Annotated in this window: 16 protein-coding genes and 2 pseudogenes; 8 read left to right on the top strand and 10 right to left on the bottom strand. The window is 55.1% G+C overall.

The window, feature by feature from the left end; all coding sequences use genetic code 11:
* The first annotated feature begins 71 nt into the window (after positions 1-71).
* From BM347_RS13300 to BM347_RS13275, 6 genes are all read left to right on the top strand, one after another.
* Entirely contained in the window at positions 72-1,907 is a 1,836-nt protein-coding gene (locus tag BM347_RS13300; RefSeq protein WP_093916940.1) for a PHA/PHB synthase family protein, read from the top strand.
* A 5-nt stretch (positions 1,908-1,912) separates the two neighbouring features.
* Positions 1,913-2,683 carry an enoyl-ACP reductase FabI gene (gene fabI / locus BM347_RS13295; RefSeq protein ID WP_093917088.1) on the top strand — a complete coding sequence of 257 codons (771 nt, stop codon included), beginning with the start codon at positions 1,913-1,915 and terminating at the stop codon, positions 2,681-2,683.
* A gap of 30 nt (positions 2,684-2,713) precedes the next feature.
* On the top strand, positions 2,714-3,436 hold the full coding sequence (phbB, locus tag BM347_RS13290) for an acetoacetyl-CoA reductase (RefSeq protein WP_093916939.1): 723 nt from the start codon (positions 2,714-2,716) through the stop codon (positions 3,434-3,436).
* Positions 3,437-3,769: 333 nt separating this feature from the next.
* The gene (locus tag BM347_RS13285) at positions 3,770-5,167 is read left to right on the top strand and encodes a bifunctional enoyl-CoA hydratase/phosphate acetyltransferase (protein ID WP_093917087.1); all 1,398 of its coding nucleotides are present in this window, start codon (positions 3,770-3,772) and stop codon (positions 5,165-5,167) included.
* Positions 5,164-6,372 carry an acetate/propionate family kinase gene (locus tag BM347_RS13280; protein WP_093916938.1) on the top strand — a complete coding sequence of 403 codons (1,209 nt, stop codon included), beginning with the start codon at positions 5,164-5,166 and terminating at the stop codon, positions 6,370-6,372. Before BM347_RS13285 ends, BM347_RS13280 begins: the two co-directional genes overlap by 4 nt.
* Positions 6,373-6,657: 285 nt before the next feature.
* Complete coding sequence (locus tag BM347_RS13275) at positions 6,658-6,972, top strand: CopG family transcriptional regulator (protein ID WP_342742188.1); 315 nt, start codon at positions 6,658-6,660, stop codon at positions 6,970-6,972.
* Positions 6,973-7,127: 155 nt separating this feature from the next.
* Here BM347_RS13275 and BM347_RS13270 read toward each other — a convergent pair whose 3' ends face one another.
* Positions 7,128-8,705 carry an oleate hydratase gene (locus BM347_RS13270; RefSeq protein WP_093916937.1) on the bottom strand — a complete coding sequence of 526 codons (1,578 nt, stop codon included), beginning with the start codon at positions 8,703-8,705 and terminating at the stop codon, positions 7,128-7,130.
* Between the two features lie 538 nt (positions 8,706-9,243).
* Between BM347_RS13270 and BM347_RS13265 the strand changes: the two genes are divergently transcribed.
* The gene (locus BM347_RS13265) at positions 9,244-9,573 is read left to right on the top strand and encodes a hypothetical protein (protein ID WP_093916936.1); all 330 of its coding nucleotides are present in this window, start codon (positions 9,244-9,246) and stop codon (positions 9,571-9,573) included.
* Positions 9,574-9,683: 110 nt separating this feature from the next.
* Here the strand turns inward: BM347_RS13265 and budA are convergent, their stop codons facing one another.
* The 5 genes from budA to BM347_RS13240 form a co-directional block, all read right to left on the bottom strand.
* Positions 9,684-11,570 carry an acetolactate decarboxylase gene (gene budA, locus BM347_RS13260; protein WP_093916935.1) on the bottom strand — a complete coding sequence of 629 codons (1,887 nt, stop codon included), beginning with the start codon at positions 11,568-11,570 and terminating at the stop codon, positions 9,684-9,686.
* Between the two features lie 36 nt (positions 11,571-11,606).
* Complete coding sequence (locus tag BM347_RS13255) at positions 11,607-13,316, bottom strand: FAD-dependent oxidoreductase (protein WP_093916934.1); 1,710 nt, start codon at positions 13,314-13,316, stop codon at positions 11,607-11,609.
* Positions 13,313-13,984: a ferric reductase-like transmembrane domain-containing protein gene (locus BM347_RS13250; protein WP_175498573.1), complete on the bottom strand. Its 672-nt coding sequence runs from the start codon at positions 13,982-13,984 to the stop codon at positions 13,313-13,315. The genes BM347_RS13255 and BM347_RS13250 overlap by 4 nt, the downstream gene beginning before the upstream one ends.
* A gap of 4 nt (positions 13,985-13,988) precedes the next feature.
* The gene (locus BM347_RS17630; protein WP_217644024.1) at positions 13,989-15,131 is read right to left on the bottom strand and encodes a hypothetical protein; all 1,143 of its coding nucleotides are present in this window, start codon (positions 15,129-15,131) and stop codon (positions 13,989-13,991) included.
* A 288-nt stretch (positions 15,132-15,419) separates the two neighbouring features.
* Positions 15,420-17,042 (bottom strand): tetratricopeptide repeat protein, encoded by a 1,623-nt coding sequence (locus BM347_RS13240; RefSeq protein ID WP_175498572.1) that lies wholly within the window; start codon positions 17,040-17,042, stop codon positions 15,420-15,422.
* A 258-nt stretch (positions 17,043-17,300) separates the two neighbouring features.
* Here BM347_RS13240 and BM347_RS17470 point away from each other — a divergent pair, with 258 nt between their 5' ends.
* Positions 17,301-18,065, top strand: a complete 765-nt coding sequence (locus tag BM347_RS17470) for a Crp/Fnr family transcriptional regulator (RefSeq protein ID WP_139226487.1) — start codon at positions 17,301-17,303, stop codon at positions 18,063-18,065.
* A gap of 91 nt (positions 18,066-18,156) precedes the next feature.
* Here BM347_RS17470 and BM347_RS17610 read toward each other — a convergent pair whose 3' ends face one another.
* The 4 genes and pseudogenes from BM347_RS17610 to BM347_RS13220 all read right to left on the bottom strand — a co-directional run.
* Positions 18,157-18,300 (bottom strand): hypothetical protein, encoded by a 144-nt coding sequence (locus BM347_RS17610; RefSeq protein WP_175498571.1) that lies wholly within the window; start codon positions 18,298-18,300, stop codon positions 18,157-18,159.
* Positions 18,297-18,506: a hypothetical protein gene (locus tag BM347_RS13230; protein WP_093916932.1), complete on the bottom strand. Its 210-nt coding sequence runs from the start codon at positions 18,504-18,506 to the stop codon at positions 18,297-18,299. Before BM347_RS13230 ends, BM347_RS17610 begins: the two co-directional genes overlap by 4 nt.
* A 34-nt stretch (positions 18,507-18,540) precedes the next feature.
* Positions 18,541-18,726 (bottom strand): annotated as a pseudogene (locus BM347_RS13225) (IS3 family transposase); the annotation flags it as partial.
* Positions 18,727-18,731: 5 nt separating this feature from the next.
* Positions 18,732-19,331 (bottom strand): annotated as a pseudogene (locus tag BM347_RS13220) (IS5 family transposase); the annotation flags it as partial.
* Between the last annotated feature and the right edge of the window lie 225 nt (positions 19,332-19,556).

Genomic DNA, 19,556 nt, shown 5'->3' with positions numbered 1-19,556 from the left:
GATCAATTTCCATCCTCACTATTCCAGATAGCACGAACCCAAGTTCAGTCAGCTTGGGAAAGGCTTGGGCAATGGTGAGCATCACACCACTTCGCGACGAAACATTACAAAAGAAAAACGGTACCACGCCTATTGTTGATCCAGTGCTTACCCGCACCGCCGCAAGCGCGCCATCTCATGCGCACACGACGATGGAACAAGCCTTGGACAAAGGATTGAAAGCCGCCCAGTCACGTTTCACTGGTGGGCTGTCACCGATCGCACTTGCCACTGCCTATGCAGATTGGGCACTGCATCTTTCGTCAGCCCCCGGCAAGCAACTGGAACTTGTGGAAAAGGCTGGCAAAAAGACATGGCGCTTGGAAAACTATGCAGCTCATTGCGCTAGAAACCCCAGCACGTCTGAAACCTGCATCACTCCCCTGCCCCAAGACAAACGCTTCCGCGACGAAAGTTGGCAAAAATGGCCATTTAATGTGATCTCTCAGGCATTCTTGCTGAATCAGCAATGGTGGCACAACGCCACCACGGACGTTGAGGGCGTAACCCAGCAGCATGAAAACGTTGTGGAATTTACCGCGCGCCAAATACTCGATATTTTCTCTCCCTCGAATTACGCCCTGACCAATCCAGACGTGCAGGCACAAACTCTTAGCCAAGGCGCAATGAACCTGTTTCGGGGCTGGCAGAACTTTGTCGAAGACGTATCGCGCGCCAATACTGGGAAAAAGCCTGCGGGCCTCGACGACTTTGAGGTCGGACGCAACCTGGCAACTGCGCCGGGCAAGGTCGTGTATCGCAACCGATTGATCGAATTAATCCAGTACGCGCCGACCACAGGCAAGGTTCATCCGGAACCCATTCTGATCGTGCCTGCGTGGATCATGAAATACTACATCCTAGATCTGAGTGAGCAGAATTCTCTGGTGCGATACCTAACAGCACAAGGGTTCACCGTTTTCATGGTCTCATGGAAAAATCCCGACGCCGAGGACCGTGATCTCGGCATGGACGACTACTTGTCACTGGGTATCATGGATGCGCTGGACGCGGTCGACACCATCACGGATGGGCAAAAAATTCACGCGATGGGATACTGCATTGGTGGCACGCTGCTATCAATTGCCGCTGCCGCGATGGCGCGCGACAAAGATGAACGGCTCAAGAGCCTGACTTTTCTTGCGACCCAGACCGACTTTACTGAAGCGGGTGAATTGATGCTGTTTATCAATGACAGTCAGCTTACCTATCTCGAAGATATGATGTGGGACAAAGGGTATCTGGACACCAATCAAATGGCCGGCGCATTTCAACTGTTGCGGTCAAATGACCTTATCTGGTCGCGCGTCGTACATGATTATCTGATGGGCGAACGCACCCCGATGATCGACCTGATGGCGTGGAATGCAGATGCAACACGGATGCCCTACAGGATGCACTCGGAATATCTGCGGCAACTGTTTCTAAACAACGATCTGGCTGAAGGGCGCTATCAGGTTGGTCACCGACCTATTGCAATTTCGGATATCCGCGCCCCTGTCTTTCTTGTGGGCACTGAACGCGACCACGTTGCGCCTTGGCATTCGGTTTTCAAGTTTAACCTGCTGTCTGACACCGATGTGACGTTCCTCTTGACCAGTGGTGGGCACAATGCGGGCATCATATCGGAACCTGGGCACCCGCGGCGTCATTACCGGATCAATACCAAAACCAAGGATGCCCCACATCAAGATGCTGATCGCTGGATGGCCGAAAACAATGCCGTTGACGGGTCATGGTGGCCCGCTCTTGCGGAATGGCTGGCGGATAAATCGGGCAAACCGGTGGCACCACCAATGCTTGGTGCGCCAACAATGGGATACGCACCCGTTTGCGACGCGCCCGGCACCTATGTTTTTCAGGAGTGAACGATATGTTGGAAACCCTTTTAAAAGGCAAACGTGGATTGATTGTCGGGATTGCAAATGAGCATTCCATTGCGGCTGGATGCGGTGCCGCCTTGCGGGCCGCAGGGGCTGACCTTGCCGTGACATATGGCCATGAAAAATCATTGCCCTATATTGAACCCGTGGCCACCGCGCTGGAAGCACCTATTTTCCTGCCCTTAGATGTTCAGGTGGAAGGCCAGATGGAAGCCGTTTTCGAGGAAATTACCCAGAAATGGGGGCAACTAGACTTCGTCTTACACTCAATCGCCTACTGCCCGAAAGAGGACCTACATGGTCCTGTCAGCGAATGCTCCAAGGATGGCTTCGCGCAGGCCATGGATATCTCGGTTCACTCCCTGATCCGAATGACGCGCCTTGCGGCCCCACTGATGACCCATGGCGGCAGCATCGTCACAATGAGCTACTATGGTGCCGAAAAAGTCGTCGATCACTATAATATTATGGGGCCCGTCAAATCCGCGCTTGAGGGGACGGTGCGCTATTTGGCAGCCGAGCTTGGCCCGAAACAAATCCGGGTCAATGCAATCTCGCCCGGGCCTCTGCAAACCCGCGCTGGCTCAGGTATCGACCACTTCGACGAATTGATAGAATCCGCCCGTCTCCGCGCCCCCGAACAAAGTCTCGTAAGTATCGAAGATGTCGGCCACATGGCTGTCGGACTGGTGAGCGATCTATCACGCAAAGTGACTGGCAACATTGCCTTTGTCGATGGCGGTTATCACGTGCGCGCATGATGCGGCACACTAGTATCTAAGGAAAATAACATGACACGAATAGCAGTTGTAACAGGCGGAACACGCGGCCTTGGGCGCGCAGCCGCAATCGCGTTGAAAGAAAAAGGCTGCACCGTTGCTGTTACCTATCATGGTAATGACGCAGCAGCGCAGGCCTTCAAAGATGAAACCGGGATTGCCGTTTATAAATGGGACGTCGCGGATTTTCCTGCCTGCAAAGCAGGGCTTCAGAAAATCGAAGATGACCTAGGTTCCGTTGACATTCTGGTCAACAATGCAGGCATCACTAGGGATGCAACCTTGCATCACATGGCCCCCGAACAATGGGTCGATGTGATCAACACAAATCTGGGATCAGTTTTCAACATGTGCCGCAATGTTGTTCCGGGCATGCGCGAACGCGGGTTCGGGCGCATTATTAATGTATCTTCGATCAATGGGCAGAAGGGTCAATTTGGCCAAACTAATTATTCGGCCGCCAAAGCTGGCATTGTCGGATTCACAAAGGCTCTCGCGCAAGAGAACGCAGCCAAGGGCATTACAGTTAATGCGGTGGCACCAGGCTATTGCGATACTGACATGGTTGCGGCGGTGTCTGCTGACGTCATACAGCAGATCATCGCGGCAACACCGGTAGGCCGCCTTGGACAGCCCGCGGACATTGCGCGCGCAATCATGTTTCTCGCAAGTGACGACGCCGATTTTGTCACCGGCTCAACCCTCAGTGTGAATGGCGGCGAATACATGGTGTGACCAGTCCTCACAGAAAGCAAAGGAGCTACAAATAACCAATAAGAAACTCAAATGAAAACCAGACCTCACTGACCCCGCTGGCAAAGGAGCGACTGAGCAGCCCTTCACCTCAACGGCGAGTGGCAATAATCTGGAAATCGTCACGCATCCCTGGGGCGAAGCCGATCTGAAAATCAACGGCACACAAACGACCCATGTCGATGGCAAAACCTCGGCCGGGGACGCGTTCCGCGAGATCGAGGACGTTGCCGAAAAGGTCGAAGCGCAGAAATCAAAAGACCATCAGGCATCACGTGAGTTCTGATGTCCGACGAAGAAGAAAGGCCGGCATCCATGCAATTCATCGAAAACAAGACCTTTGACGAGATCAAAGTTGGTGACAGCGCCGAACTGACGCGAAAACTGAAACTGGAAGATATAGAGTTGTTTGCCATCATGTCAGGCGATGTGAACCCGGCACATGTCGATGCAGAGTTTGCCAAGTCCGATGTCTTTCATAAGGTAATTGCACACGGGATGTGGGGCGGCGCGTTGATATCAGCGGTCCTTGGCACGGAATTGCCAGGACCCGGAACGATCTACCTCAATCAAAATCTGAGCTTTCGCAGCCCTGTTGGTTTGGGCGACACAGTCACTGTTCGCGTGACCGTCGCGGAAAAGACCGCTGAAAACCATCACGTCACCCTCGACTGCCTGTGCCTGAACCAGAACGGGGGAATCGTGATCGAAGGCCAAGCACTGGTTATAGCACCAACCGTGAAGGTACACCGGCCACGGACCCAGCTACCGGAAGTTCATCTTCATGAACGCGGCGCACGGTTCAATGAGCTTATCGCGGCAACGAAGTCGCTCGCCCCGGTACCCACCGCCGTCGTGCACCCCTGCGATGTCCTATCACTGGGAGGAGCACTTGCAGCCGCCGAGCAAGGAATGATCGTCCCGATATTGATCGGCCCCGAAACCAAAATACGGGCCGTCGCAGATGCTGCCAATCTGGATCTAACGGGTGTGGAGATTATCGACGTTCTGCATAGCCATGCAGCTGCAGAAAAAGCCGTTGAACTCGCCCGTGCTAGCAAAGTGAACATGCTGATGAAAGGCAAAATCCACACCGACGAACTGCTCGGACCGGTTGTGAATCTTGAGACAGGTTTGCGCACCGAAAGGCGTATGACCCATGTCTTCGCGCTCGATGTTCCAAGCTATCCAAAGCCGCTCCTCATTAGCGACGCTGCGATCAACATCTGTCCGAACCTACAAGTGAAACGTGACATCGTTCAGAATGCAATTGACCTTGGTCACGCGCTTGGGATTGTCTGCCCAAAGGTAGCGGTCCTATCTGCTGTCGAAACGGTTACCCCGAATATCCCGTCGACTGTGGACGCCGCCGCATTGTGCAAAATGGCCAATCGCGGACAGATTACTGGCGGGCAACTCGATGGGCCACTTGCCTTTGACAATGCCGTGTCTCGTGTTGCGGCAGATGCTAAGGGGATTGTATCGGAGATTGCGGGCAGCGCGGACATTCTGATCGTGCCTGATCTTGAAGCCGGGAACATGGTGGCCAAACAGTTGGTCTACCTCGCAGGCGCAGATTCAGCGGGTGTCGTCCTCGGGGCACGGGTACCAATTGTATTGACGAGCCGAGCAGATGGCCTGACATCACGCATCGCCTCAGCCGCGATAGCTCAGTTGTTTGTTCATCATTTTGCCAAAAGTGAGCTGTCATGAGCAAGGCTATTCTGACCCTTAACTCGGGGTCCTCCAGCTTAAAGTTCGCCGTCTTTGGATTTGATGCAACGCAAAATACGCCCGGTGTCAGCGGAAAAGTCACGGGGATCGGTGGAGCTCCTGAGTTTTCAGCTCGTGGTGGCGATGGGGAGTATCTTGCGAAAGGCATACTTAGTAATCTCAACACCACATCGAGCCATGAAGACATCATTGCGCATCTGCTGACTTGGCTGCCGCAACATCTTGAGGGCCGCCCGCTCATAGCAATTGGGCACCGTGTCGTTCATGGTGGCAGCTTTTTCGCAGCACCAACACTTGTCACCAATGACGTCTTAGACAAGCTCAAAACACTCATACCCCTCGCCCCGCTGCATCAACCGCACAATCTTGCTGCTATTCGGGCGGTAACAAAATGGCATCCCGAGGTACCCCAAATTGCCTGCTTTGACACAGCGTTTCATCGAACTCAGGATCGTTTGGCATCGCTTTTTGCCCTGCCGCGGAGTTTGAGCGACGAGGGCATCATGCGATACGGGTTTCACGGTCTGTCCTATGAATACATCGCGAGTGTCCTTCCCCAACATCTAGGATCGCAGGCGGACGGGCGCGTGATTGTGGCGCATCTCGGCAATGGTGCCAGCATGTGTGCCATGACGAACAGACAGAGCGTTGCGACCAGTATGGGGTTCACGGCGCTAGATGGTCTGATGATGGGAAGCCGGTGCGGAACTCTCGATCCGGGCGTCGTGCTTTACCTCATGCAATCCAAAGGCATGACTGCCAGTCAGGTTGAAGAGATGTTGTATCGCCAATCGGGCCTGCTTGGTGTCTCTGGTATCAGCAACAATATGCAGGTTCTGCAAAACAGTAGCGATCCGCATGCACGCGAAGCCATTGAACTTTACTGTTTTCGTGCCGCCAGCATTCTCGCGGGTCTCGTTTCAGCCATCGGCGGTCTCGACGCCTTGGTGTTCACAGCGGGCACCGGCGAGAACTCTGCACTGGTGCGCAAACTGACCTGCGACCGGCTCGCTTGGATGGGCCTCCACCTAGATGCCGAGGCAAACGACAAGAACCAAATCACGCTCAGCTCAAGTCAATCAACCGTGGCGGTTCTGAGGCTTCCGACAAACGAAGAAGCCGTTGTTGCTGAGGCATGCCGCAGCTTTGTTACCAACAATCAAATACAAGATCAAAAATTTTGATGTAAAATCTCATGCTGTCAGATAATGATTTTGTAAGACCTAGAATTTGAAAACAATTTTTTGGTGCAGGCAAGCATGCGATACTTAGCTTCTCCTTGTCGCTCCTTGCAGCCTGTAATGGCGTTGGTCCAGATTATATTCCGCCAATTATTGCTCTTACTGTGTCTGACATCAGCAGCCGTTGGACAGATTTGAGGATCTGAATAAGGGAGGATTTCTTGTTCATCTTATCGACTAGGAGATCGAGATGACGAAGAAGCCCGGCGCGATCATTCCCGCTCCCTTGTGGCTGAAAACGCCATTGCTTCATTTCTGTCGCCAGATGCCGCCGGACGCCAAGAAACGGCAACGACCAAACGCCTTGACCAAATTTACCGCCGCATGTTCCGCTTGGAACGCGACGTAAGCATCTCGGTGGAAACCCTGGCGCTGTTCGCTCGGTTTTGGCTGACCACCAACCCGCCACTGCCTGAACCCGCCCGGGCTGCGGCCAAAGCGCAGGCAGGCGAACGCTATGATGCATTCATCGTCGCACTCGGCAGACGCCTGGCAAAGGGACCAGTTCTTCGTCAGGAGGTTTCGGAAGATGTACCACACTAGTTTTTGCTTCGGCGCGTTGATGCGTAATAACGAAAGCCGAATTACGTTGAGTGTTTCTTACGTATAATAATTTCTTGCGATAGAATTCGCTCGAAACGCGAGGGCAAGTAGCTTGGCTCTCTCCGCGCCCAAGACCGCGGGGAGAGAGCCACATTTTAATTGAATGCCTTAATTACGGCATCGAAATTCACTTTGAGAGATTTGTCATGGTGAAGTATAGCTGGTACTTCCCGGTCGATCTCAAGCAATTCATAGACCGCCATCTGGGCCGCACGTACCGAATACTCAACAGTAAAAACTACATCTTCCGGAACTTCAACGAACTGGCTTACGAAGGCAAGATTTCTGGAATTCTTTGGAACAGGCAGAGGTCGGTCAGATCGCGCACGAGGCATAAACATACTTGTAATGTAAGGCATCCTGCATGGTATACAGTTTGCATGTGCGAAAGTCGTCTCCATGTCAAAGTTGAGATGGCCACAAAGTTCCCGAAGGATCTCCTCGCCTGAGCAATCTGACATCGGCTTAGCAACATAGTTACCTATCCTATCGGGATGCAGCGCATACCCCCACAATATCTGTACGTCGGTGGGCTGGCCAATAAAATGTGGTTGATGATACAGAACCACAGACATCAGCCAGTTTGAATCCTTCAAAGTCACAAGACCTCCAGTTCCAGCTTCGTTGCCGGAAAAAGCCTGCATCTTGTCAAAAAAGGCTGTGTCTTTGAGAGTCACAGTAAATGAATGCCAATAGGACTCGGGGATGCTATTGTTGAAAGGTGCCGGATTGCCGAATTCTGGGCGGCCCTCTGCCAATTTTTCCCAAAGCGTCCAACCGCCACTGTCGGCTTTGGTTAGCCGCTTTGGGGCCTCTGTCATGGAACCTACGCTCGATGCATCGGTCATGGAGCCATTTTGAAAGAAGACCAGATCGACTTTCCGAACTGAAATCGTCTTTTGTAGCCCGGATTGGTGGAGCTTAATCCCGACAACCGTATGAGATGCTGTATTGGCTTGAAACTCAAAGTCAGTCACAGTGGACTCGTTCTGGAAGTTGACATTCTCCGCTTCGAGCCAAGCGACCAGAGGTCGAACGAGTGAATCGTATTGATTGTAAACAGTGCGCTTGACGCCAGCCAGGGTTTCAATTCGAGAGAACTCTTTCATAAAGCGATGTAAATAACGTTTGAATTCAACCGCGCTATGCCAGGGTTGAAAGGCAAATGTCGTCTGCCACATGTACCAAAACTTGTTGGTAAAAAATTCTGGCGAGAGCCAATCAGTAATGACACTCGTGCCCAGCCTTTCTTCACTCGCCTCAGTAAGTTTTAGCAACTCCAGCCGGTCCGTCATCGTGAAACCCATCGACTCTACATCTACGATTGAGCGATTTCGATCCACTAATCGCGCCTTGGAATGCGCTTTCATCCGCTTGTTGAATGCGATTGTTTCGTCAAAGATAGACTGTTGCGGATCAGTGAGTGAGGGGATCGTCTTAAACAGGTCCCACGTGCATTCGTAATTGTCGGTCGTCAACATCCGACCACCACGCATCGAATAACCATCTTCCGCATTTCCGGCCCCGTCAAGGCTTCCGCCCAGCTTTGAATTGGCTTCGTAGATGGTAATGTTCTCACCAGGCATCCCACCGTCGCGGATCATAAATGCGGCAGCGGCCAAAGAGCCTATACCACCGCCTACGAGGTAGGCCTTTCGATCAAAAATATTCATGTTGCATCCCCTTATGCATGATTTGAAAGTTCGGTTCGGGGCGATGAAGCAAGCTGTCTTACATTGAAGGAAAACTGACCCGTATGCTGCTCAGCTGCGCCCGGAAGGTGGCAGATGCTGGGTTCATAGGCGGTATCGATTTCATCAAATTGACGAACGTCAATTGCCGGGCACGACTGGTCTGCATCGACTGATCGATGCGCGTGAGTTGCACTCTACGCGGGGTGGGCTAAAAAACGACGCTTTCGGTAGGGTAAAGACGAAGGTCGGAAGCGGCTCGCAATACACATAAAGTAACTGGGGGCGTGCACGCGACGCGATCTGCGCGTCGATCAGCCTATCGCCCACATCAGCGCGGTGACATCGTCGGTTATAAACTCTTTTCGTCATTCCTGATCTCTAATCTCATAAACATCTTATCTCGGAGCCCACGAAGTCGGCAGCAGGCCAGATTGGTGATTATTCACATGACCGGCACGAAGCATTGGTAACTGTCTCGAAAGCAACTCTCGCAGACATTGACGAGAGCGTCGACGAGATGAACACAAAACTCCGCGATGACTGGAGCGAGATTAGAAGCGGTTTCTCCAAATCTCTTTCTGACCTGGAATTGTCTTGGGAGAATGCAAAGCAGGACAACCCCTCCGACGACGGTGCGCTGTTGATTGAGGAGATCGACGAGCTTTACCGGTCGTTCACCCGCTCGCGCATGGTTGATGCCCTCCAAGCTCTGGACAGCGACGGCGACGGCCAGATCGCTCCCGAAGAGCTTGACACCCGCATTGCACGGCTCGTCGAACGGCGTGACGGCGATGGCGATGGCGCGCCGACCTTGCAGCGGCCCGGTGCCCCGCAAGGCGACAATTGATGATGGCCGGGGCGGCGCATTGCCGCCCCGCATTTCGACGGGGCGACGTTTACAATCCAGCCGAGTTTTGCGTTGCCTATTAGGGCAACCAACAGCGCGGCTCCTACCTGCTAGGTGGTTTCCTTGGTTCTCGACTTGCCCTCAACGGCTTCAGTCTTCGCTTTCAGGTCTTCCTTGAGGTTCCACGTGCTGAAGTCGGGATCATCTGGCATCAGGACTTTCCAAGCCTGAAGCTTGTTGACCTTAATTTTGACGTCCTTCCCGGACACTTCGAGGATATGCCCGCCTTTCTTGAAATCCTTCGACAAGAAATGAACGTGCCAACCGGGAAGGTTCATGCCTTCGACGTAGTTGGGCGAAAAGACTCCGATCACTGCGCCTTCGATGTCGTGATACTCGAATTCTCTCTGATCGCCCGCGACCTTGTAGAGCGGCTCATAGGGTTGCTTTTGTTTGAAGTTGCTTCTGACCCTGACGGAAAAGACGCCTTCCATCTTGATCATGAAGAAGTAGTTGTGTGAATCGAGGTACTCTTCCAGCTTCGCCTTCAGATCTTCAATGGATGCGAAAGATATCTCGTCCTCATCCACGCTTTCATCGAAGCGTGTCGTGATCGAGAAGGCGAATGTGTCCTCCGGTGTCATTTCACTAACTTCGCCATCGGCCCTTCCGACATAGGCATGGCCCTTGTAGATGATTGCCTCGCCATCGAGCCCCTCATAAGTCCCGACACCGGTATCGGTGGTTTTTAGGACGTCTTTGACCGTCTTGCTTCCGCGATAGTCGCCTTCCATCAAGGCATTGAGCGTCGAGACCTGCACCAGCGTTCCATCGTCATCATGTGACCTGGAGCGAAAAATCCGGCCGAAGATATCGTGATAGTGATGGTGGTTTCTGTAATTGCCATTTTCATCGTAGACTGCGGCGAGAAGCTCAGGGTGTGTCTGCGAAAATACGTCTTCTGCAGCGGCTTTATGGTGTTTGAAATACGCGTTCATTGTCCATTTCGTGAAGAACGGCGACAGAACGTTGGTGATAAACAGGACGAATGCAAGGATCGAGACCGCGTTCGCGGTGATGACTGAGCCGAGTTGACCATCGAACGTGAAATTGCCCACCATGGCAGGGAGCACGAGCGAAACGCCCGCCAGTGCGGTGGAACCCATCGCGGCATAGCCAGGCCTGCCCAGAACGTATCGATCGACAATGAACGGGATTATGATCGTAACGGCCCAGTAGATTGCGGTGAGCAGAAGCGCGACGACAATGATGTCTGCCTGAAAGGCGTCTACGAGGTCGATCGTGGAGCCGAACTGAAACCCAAGGAAGGGTAGAAGAATAGTGTTTCCCCCGCGGAAGACCTCTTTGATCTTGGGGTCGAGGTTGCCCAAGGCAACTCCGAGGAAAAAAGGCAGCAAGAGCGAAAGCACCTGCATGATTTGACTCGTGAATCCGCCGCCGCCACTTCCGAAATACGACAGGAAGATGAAGGGTAGCAGTGGCATCGAGAAGATCAACATGATCGGGAATGCGCCCCGGTCCGGTTCATCCGCATAAGGTTTGATTATCCCCATATACAAGGCGGCGTTTGCCGATGTCAGGCAGCAAGCCAGCGTAATGGCGTCGATTCCGGCGAACCCCTCCGGGCCGAAATAGAGGAACACGAACGCGCTGATCGCGTATGCTGGCAAAAGCCTTGCAAAAATGACCCAGATGCCCCTTTCGCCGACTTCCACGAAATCATGGCCCGAGATCATCGTGCCCGTGCAAAACAACATAAGGCCGATCACCAGCATCTGCCCGGAAGGGCCAAAGAGGCTCTTCATCGGTTCGCCCAGGTAATCCCACAGGGACATTCCGAGGCCGCTATGCACGGACAGTGTCACAATGATCGCACTTATCACGAGCGGAACGAACATGGTTCCGGCCGGGATCTCATTCAGAGAATCCCAAATTCCGAGACCGGAATGGGTCTTCTTTTTGTCTATTAACGTCATGATTTTCTCCTTGGTTAGTGTTGCGGCTTCAGGGCGTCATGCTGGCTCGGGCCAAGTTCCGAAGGGTTGTTTGGTAAGCTGCATCGTACCGTCTTTGCCGCGGTGGATGTTGATCCAGGCGCGCCAATTCTCGTCATCCACCTCGGGATAATCGAGGCGGTAGTGGCTGCACCGGCTTTCGGTGCGAAACAGTGAGGCGCGCAGTTTCATCTCGGCGCTCTCGATCATGTTGCGCGTCTCCCACGCCAGCCGCAGCTCGTGCATGTTGGCCGCGCGCAGCATGGGCGCGTGGTGGTCGCGCAGCTCCTCGATATATGCCAGCGCGGCCTGCATCATCGACGCTTTCTTGATGTAGAGGACGAAGTTGGGGATCATCACTCCTTGCAGCGTTTGCGTGACCCAGGCGGGGCCGTATCCCGCCTCGCGCCGCAAGGGGGCGAGGATGTCGACCGTGATCTCAGCCAAGCGCGCGTCGGGGATTGTCGGGGCGTCGACACCAGCGGCATATTCGGCTGCTGCTTCGCCCGCGACCGCGCCTTGCACGGCAGAGCCTGCCAGCGATGAGCCTATCTGTGTGTAGATCCCGCCCGCCATATGACTGCCGAGTGCATCGCCTGCCGCATAGAGACCTGGGATGTTGGAAGCGCAGCGATCGTTGTAGGGTACCAGGCCTTCGGATTTGTGGATCGCCATGCCCGCCGATGCGCCCCCGACATTGGCACCTGGACCGAAGCCCGGAGGGGGGCCGTCGCCACCGGCGGGCGCGTCGAATGTGCGCTGGAATTCTTCCGGCACGATTGGGCCGCCGTTGACCTCTTTGACCTCTGCATCGGGCGGCGACCCCGGCCCGCCCGCAACCGGGTTGCCGAGCCGGTAGGCGCGGTAGTTCAGGTCCACACCCAGATCGTGATGCACTTCGACGCCGGTGGTGGAGGGCGCACGCTCGAACATGTCGCCCCACCCGTCGAATGTGGCCGCCGGATGGTCAACGCGGGTAGTGTGGCCGTCGTTCCATTCCTTGCCCGTGACCTTGGCCCCGATCCGGTAGGCCATGACTGTGCCGTCATGGGTCAGGTCACCCAGCGGAAAGCCGTTCGGCTTGAAGCCCCCTGCCCCGGTGCACAGGATCACGGATTTTGCCCGGATCGTGACCGTTTCCTCGGCATCTAGCCGGAAGCCCGCCGCGCCTGCTATGCGGCCACCTTCCTTGATCAGGTGGGTAATCGTCACCCGCTCCAGCAGGGGGATTGCGCGCTCTTCGATGGGCTTCATGAACGGGCGGTTGGCCAGTGTCTGGTCGAAATAGCCCCAGTCTTCTAGCTCTTTAGCGCGATCGAGCGAATGCGCGGCAAGCTGGCGGGTATAGGTGGCGTTATTAGTGCCGAGCGCCGAGCGTGAAACGGTGTCGATGAAATCCTCGATGCTACCGGTCTCGGTTTCGGGATCAAAGACAAAGAACCCCTTGCCAAAGGGTGTGAGGCCCGAAGACCCCAATCGCCCTTTGGAAACGATCATCGTGGCGGCACCCGCGTCATGCGCCTTCACGGCCGCGAAAAGCCCCGCCATGCCGCCGCCGATCACCAGCACGTCGGTGGCATGGTCAGTTTTGGCAATGGTGCCAGGGTCGATCTCGGCCGCGTTCTGCGCCCATCCGGCCACACCGACCGTGGCAAGCCCGGCCGTCGCGCCGGTGAGCGCGAGGAAGTCGCGGCGGGTGGGGGCGACGGTGTCTGCTTGTTCGCTCATGACATGGCTCCTTTCTGCGGAGGGGTGGGTTTGACGGGCTGCGCGCCCCAGTAAAGCCGCGCGAGCAACCCGAAGCCGACCAGCGCCAGTGTCAGCAGCAGAGCAGACATCGGTGTATCCGTGTGACGGCCAAGGATGATGGAATGCCACAGTGCCAGCACCGTGAAGCTGACAGCCAGTCCACCATGGACATACCGCCAGCCGCGATAATGACTGGCGAGGCGTTTGATGATCGGCTTGCGGAAGAAGGCGGTGACGACCAGTACCACGAGGATCAGGTATGCGAAGAACCCCGCTAGCAGCGCGAGGTTGTCAAATGTGGTAAACATCGTGATCAGTGCATCCGACGGGCGAATGCCGCCCTCAAAAAACCTTGGCAAAACGATCAGCGCAGGATGCGCCAGGATCACCGCAACTGCCGCGTAGGCGATATACTTGTGGACCTTTTGTATCTGTACCGGCTTGAAGACACTCAGAAGCCAAGTGTTGCTACGCGCCATGAAGAACTGGCCGAGCAACGCCGTGAAGGCGAGCAGCGTCGCGACGGAGATCACCTCTTTCAGCAGCGAGCGGCGCGGGGTCTCGCCAAACGCATAGAACATCAGCGGGAGGCCGACGAAAATGGCCAAGGCGACAAGGATTGTGGCGCGTTGAACGGTGAATTTCATGGCCTTAACCCCAAGGCACGATGACAGGGATGGATTTCTCAGGCGACATCTCGATGGCGTCGACCGGGCAATACATCCGGCAGAGATGGCAGATCTGGCAGTCGGCGGCATAGGTGATCACCGCCTTGCCGCCCTCCATGCGGATCACGTCGCAGGGGCAGGATTTGACGCATTCCTCGCAGCCGATGCAGCCGTTGATGCTTTTGATCGTCATAAGCGGTCTCCTTGGGTGCGCGCGCGTCAGCCCATGTTGAAAAGTTTCTGATGAAAGTCCGCGGGCTTGAGGCCGTGCGCGACCTGATCCTGACGCAGCGCATGGCCAAAGGCGGCGGGGCCCAGAACCAGATGCTGGCATTTGTCCAGTCGGGCAGCATGTCGCGCAGGCGGGCACCGTCGAGAAGGCCGTCGTTCCATCCCGCATGAGCTGCAACTTGACCCCTGCCGCTGCCACGTCTGCTTCGAGCAACGCCTGAGGCTCCGACGCGATTTTGGGCGCCGTGTGGAAGGGATCAATCTTCTTGCCATCCAGTGCGGCGACCAGATGGTTGAGCCGCGCGATAAAGGGCGTGATGCCGATGCCGGCACGGATCCAGATTTGGCGCTCTTTGGCATTGTCGAAAGTGAAGCGGCCGTACTGCCCTTCGACAATGACCGCGTCGCCCGCCTTCACAGTATCGGGCCAGCCTTCGGTATAGTCGCCAAGCGCCTTCGAGATGAAAGTGATCGCCCGGCGTGCCGGACCCCAGGCCGAAGCGAATATGAACTCCGGCGGGTTCCCTGGCGCGCGGACCTCTGAGAAGTCGGGCAAGAGCGGCAAAGCATAGACGACGAACAGCCCGAAAGCCGCTAGGATCAGCAGCAAGGCCAGCCCTTCGCGCGCCACGCGATCGCGCGCCAATACGTTTGCGAACAGCGCCCGGAACAGCCAGGCTGCCAGCGCGGCCCAGCCAAGGTAGTAGGCGGCGAACAGGATCGGCGCGCCGTCATAGCCCCGTTCAAGCCCGAGAACGCTCACAAGCGCGTAATAGCTTTGACTGGATACTGTCCAGAGGGCTGCCACGATCAGAAGCGTTCGCGCAAACAGACTGATCTTTCCGCCAGGTTGGTCCTGCGTCAAAGCGCGCTGCATATCGGCTGCTGCTATCATGTCCTTGTCTCGCCGCATCGCTCTTCCGGGGCTGGGTTGACGCGAGGTGCCGGCACAAGAACCATCCTATGGGCCAATTCGAGCACATTTTTATGGAGCACGTTTTTGTTTCTTGCTTCGGGTCGCATACCTCTGACTACGCACACGGCTGCGCGCAGGTTTGACGAACGTCAATGCACAGACGCGCACCCTTTGGCATACCCCCTAAGGGTGCGTGGAGGATCTATTTGGTACTGGAGGGCTGTGAGAACGCGCGCCTCTTGAAAGGCATGCCACGGCGAAGTCGACCTAGGCGATATATAGCCCCACTTTTTGGCAAGCCGCGATCGCCCGGTCCGCAATTTCATCGCAAAGACAGATCGCATCGAAATAGCGGCGTGTGAACTGCTCGACATCGGGTGCGATATCGAGCAATCGGCCCTTTTCCATCTCGGCTTCTTTCATGTTGCCCGCCTCGACTTGGAGCCACAACAGAATGTAGTGAAACGCGAACAGACCAGGCATTGGACGCTTCGTGAACTCCGCGATAGCCGCTTCGGGATTTTGCGTCATCATCAGATGCATCGCTTTCGGCATGTGATACCAGTCAGGATGCAGCGGGTTCAGAGTCAGAGCGCGGTCGAGCAAAGGCATCGCCTCATCCCACTCGGCAAGCCGGACAAAGCACATACCGAACATTGCCAGCATGTCGGCGTGCCCCGGATTGAGCTGCAGAGCACGTTTGACCGATGCGCGAAAATCGACAAACCGCTTCGCATGAAATTGTGCAAGGGCAAGGGATTGATAGGCCATGGCGTTTTGCGGATCACACCGCACAGCAATTTGCGCTTGTTTAATTGCCTGCTCAAGACGAATAGGATCACCGACATCCGCTGACATCGTCCGGTAGTATTCGACTTCAATCATCGCTAGCGCGGCATGGGCATCGGCAGATGAGGGTTCACTATCGACAGCACTTTTAAGCCCGGCTTCAATCTCGTCGCGCTCGGTCTTGTCCAACTGAAAGCCGTATTCAAAGTATCGAGACGTCCATGAATATGTGTCCCACCTGATCGCGGGCCGCGATCGCTGAGACTGTCGTGCGGTCTGCCCAATGGAGCTATCTACCCCTATGCGCGCGGCAATTCGAGCGCATAGCTCATCCTGCGCATCGAAGATATGCTGCGGGTTCAGCTCCATATCAATTTGCGTGGTCATAAGGATTGAGTCTTGTGCGGCATCGATCAGCTTGATCCGCGTTTCGATCAGTTCATTCCGAACGCGAAAGGTGCCCTCCAGTACGAAATCCGGACGAAACCGTTGGAACATCTGCGCTATGCTCAATTGTAGTTCTTTTGCTTTCTCCGTCGTCGAGCGCGAAAATACGGAGAGGTATTTGAAACGGGACAGGTCTGAAATAACGCCCTCGTTCAGGCCGAGAGACAGAAAATCATGCTCGACCCCGAGCCCGATATTCTCAAAGGGCAAAACCGCAATCGACGGTTTGTCAGATGGCGTAGGCGCAGAAGGTCTATCATCGCCTTTAACGGATGTGTCATCCGCATCCGCTTGGTCATGGACTACAGGCACATAGTATTCCGGCACGTATCCGCCCTTGGCGATGAAAATATGCACCGGGTCATCCGCACCGTTCTGCTGATAGTACTCGCTCAGCTTTTGACGCAACGCCCGGGCCTGCACACGCACAATGGTGTCGGTTTGCGGATCGAAATCCTCGTCCTTGTCGAAAACCTCTACCCCAATCGTATAACCTTTGAGCTGGTCTGATCGTCCGGCGAGGTTTTGTTCGACCACGTAGGTGAGGAAGCGCGACAAGCGCGGGGCGTTTCGAAATTGCCGACCGTCAACGATATGCGCCAGTTGTGCCTTCACAGCGTCGCAGGGCAGTGAAGAAGCAAGCTGCAAATCCACGTTCCACTCCCTTTTCAATGCCCGATGGGCACTTGTGTCTACCATTCCTCACAATGCGCCTCACTGTGAGTCACTTCATGCTTGATCCAACGGGCTTAGATTGAAGATGCTGGATACCAAAGTCTCCATGCTGGATTAACACCAGCTCAGAGGTCCTGAATTGATCTAACGCATGCCGGGAGGTCTCTACGGGCAGTCCATTGCCTATCAAAGGCCGTTTCAATCACGGCCAAACCAACGAGAACGGGGGGTTACCGCATGACAAGCACGACCGCATCTTTGGCGCACGCCGCGTCCGGAGGCTGGATCGCGCCGCGGCCAAAATTGGTTCCTGCAACACGTGGTTCAGCGACCAAAATCAATTCGACAGCACCTGAAGCACCAAACGAAACGACTGCGTTGCTTACATTGTTCCGGGCCCACGCATTCGAACAGCATTTCCAACCCGGCAGCACCGTATTGCTGCACGGAGACACAGCAGATGCGATCTATCTTGTTGTTTCAGGAACAATTCGGTGCTGTACCGTTGATTCAGAAGGTCACCGGCAGATTTTCTCCTTTTCTAAAAAAGGGGAATTCGTTGGCATTTCCGACATGGATATTTGGCACTTTACGGCCGAAGCCGTCGACCATGTGATCCTGAAGTCGATACCGAGGTCAACGCTTGAGCAAGAGCTCGCTGTCAACATGTCGCTGCGACAGGAGGTCAGGGCTTATGTGCGGGCCTTGCTGATGCGTCGCGAGAGGCAGATGCTGACGCTGATCATCGCCAAGGGTCCCGACCGTCTATATCAGTTTCTGAAAGAATTTGCCGCCACACGCTCTGGCACCGGCCACGTAGTGCTCCCCATGTGTCGCCGCGACATCGGGGACCACATTGGCTTATCGATGGAGGGTGTCAGTCGCGCTTTCAGTCGACTCAAGCGCCAAGGCCTAATCGATCTGAAATCTCATGATAGATTCAAAATCGTCGAGGATACCGATAGAACCGCAAGGCCTAGACCCCAATTGGCGCGCGCATAAGGCGTTCGCTACGCTTGTGCGCATTGGAAGGGTTTGCCTGATCGCTGAGAATGGAGCCAGAGCTGGCGAAACCATTGTCAGCAACGTGAGGTCAGACCAGCGGTGCACAGTCATTTGCATCAAGATCAAGCACCGGGTCATCGGCGCTGCATTCCTGACCGCTGATCGGGTAATGGTCGAGATCAGTGCATCCCGCCGCGCCCAAAAGCAGTACGATCACAGTGAGGGTGGTCATGATTTCCATTGGTTCCTTTCTTGGTTGGGTGTCGTGTTGGATAGCTTGTTGGGGTCGGTCGGAGTTGCGCGCCTGAATTTTTCCAGGGCCTCAAACCCGATGATCACATCCAGAAGCTCGGTCGTGATGCCGCTCTGACACAGCGCGTTCGCCTGTGACTTGCGCACCTCCAGCCGGTCTTTGACGGATTGCTCCTCTTGGCTCATCAAAGCGAACTCAAGCTGAATAGCCCCTAGTTTCCTAGACGCCTGCTTTGTTCAGTTTTAACTCTCTTGCTTCATAGTCAATCGGTGACAGCATGCCGTTGTTTGTGTGGTTACGTGTCGGATTGTAGAACATCTCGATGTAATCGAACACGTCCTGTCTAGCGGCGTCAAGTGTGAGGTAGGTGCGCCGCCGGATCCGTTCTCGTTTCAAAAGCTGGAACTGCCCGTGTCGTATGCGCCATCCGCGATCACGCTGCCGATCTCCTGATCGTGCGGGATCTGGTTGAGGAGATAAGGTAGCATCCGTGTATCCCGAGTGTTGCTGCCCGTAATCTCGACGGCTCTGATTTCCAGCATTTTCTCGTCAACTCCGATGTGGATCTTGCGCCAGACGCGCCGTTTGGGGCCGCTGTGCTTGCGCGTGTTACATTCGCCTTCACTCTTGACCTTGATGCCGGTGCTGTCGACCAACAGGTGTAACGGGCCCTCAGTGCCACGATGCGGAATGTTGACCGCAAGCGTCCTTTAGCGTCGGCAAACGGTGCTGAAGTCAGGCACGGCCCAAGCGAGTCCCGTCAGCCGCAGGAGACTTTCTACAAAGCCGGTCGTCTGACGTAGCGCCATCCCGAACAGAATTTTCATCGTGAGGCACGTCTGGATCGCGGCGTCGTTGAAGGTCCGCGATCTCCCCCTCTTGTCGGAGGGTTTGGCATCCCAATTCATCTCGGGATCGAACCAGATGGTCAGTGACCCGCGACGTTTCAAAGCCTCGTTGTCGGCAGCCCATTTCGTGGTCTTGTAGGTCGGAAGTGTCGGTTTGCTCATGCGGACCAGCTACCACACTGGATTCACGACATGAATCCCTTATCCGCTTTGTGCAACAAAGCCATGTAGCGTTGCCACAGTACCTCGCTCCGACATGCTTCGTTTAGACGACCGAATGCCTTTGCGCGCGACCTTCTGTTTCAAAGGGCACCGCATTTATTGACGCCGGACAACCTGTCCGCGCGGCAATGGTTAGGGTCATAGCAGCTCGAATATTTGCTATCA

The sequence above is a fragment of the Sulfitobacter marinus genome (assembly GCF_900116285.1).
Taxonomy (GTDB): Bacteria; Pseudomonadota; Alphaproteobacteria; order Rhodobacterales; family Rhodobacteraceae; genus Sulfitobacter; species Sulfitobacter marinus.
The sequence above is the reverse complement of the archived record's forward strand: the minus strand, read 5'-3'. Positions and strand labels throughout refer to the sequence as shown.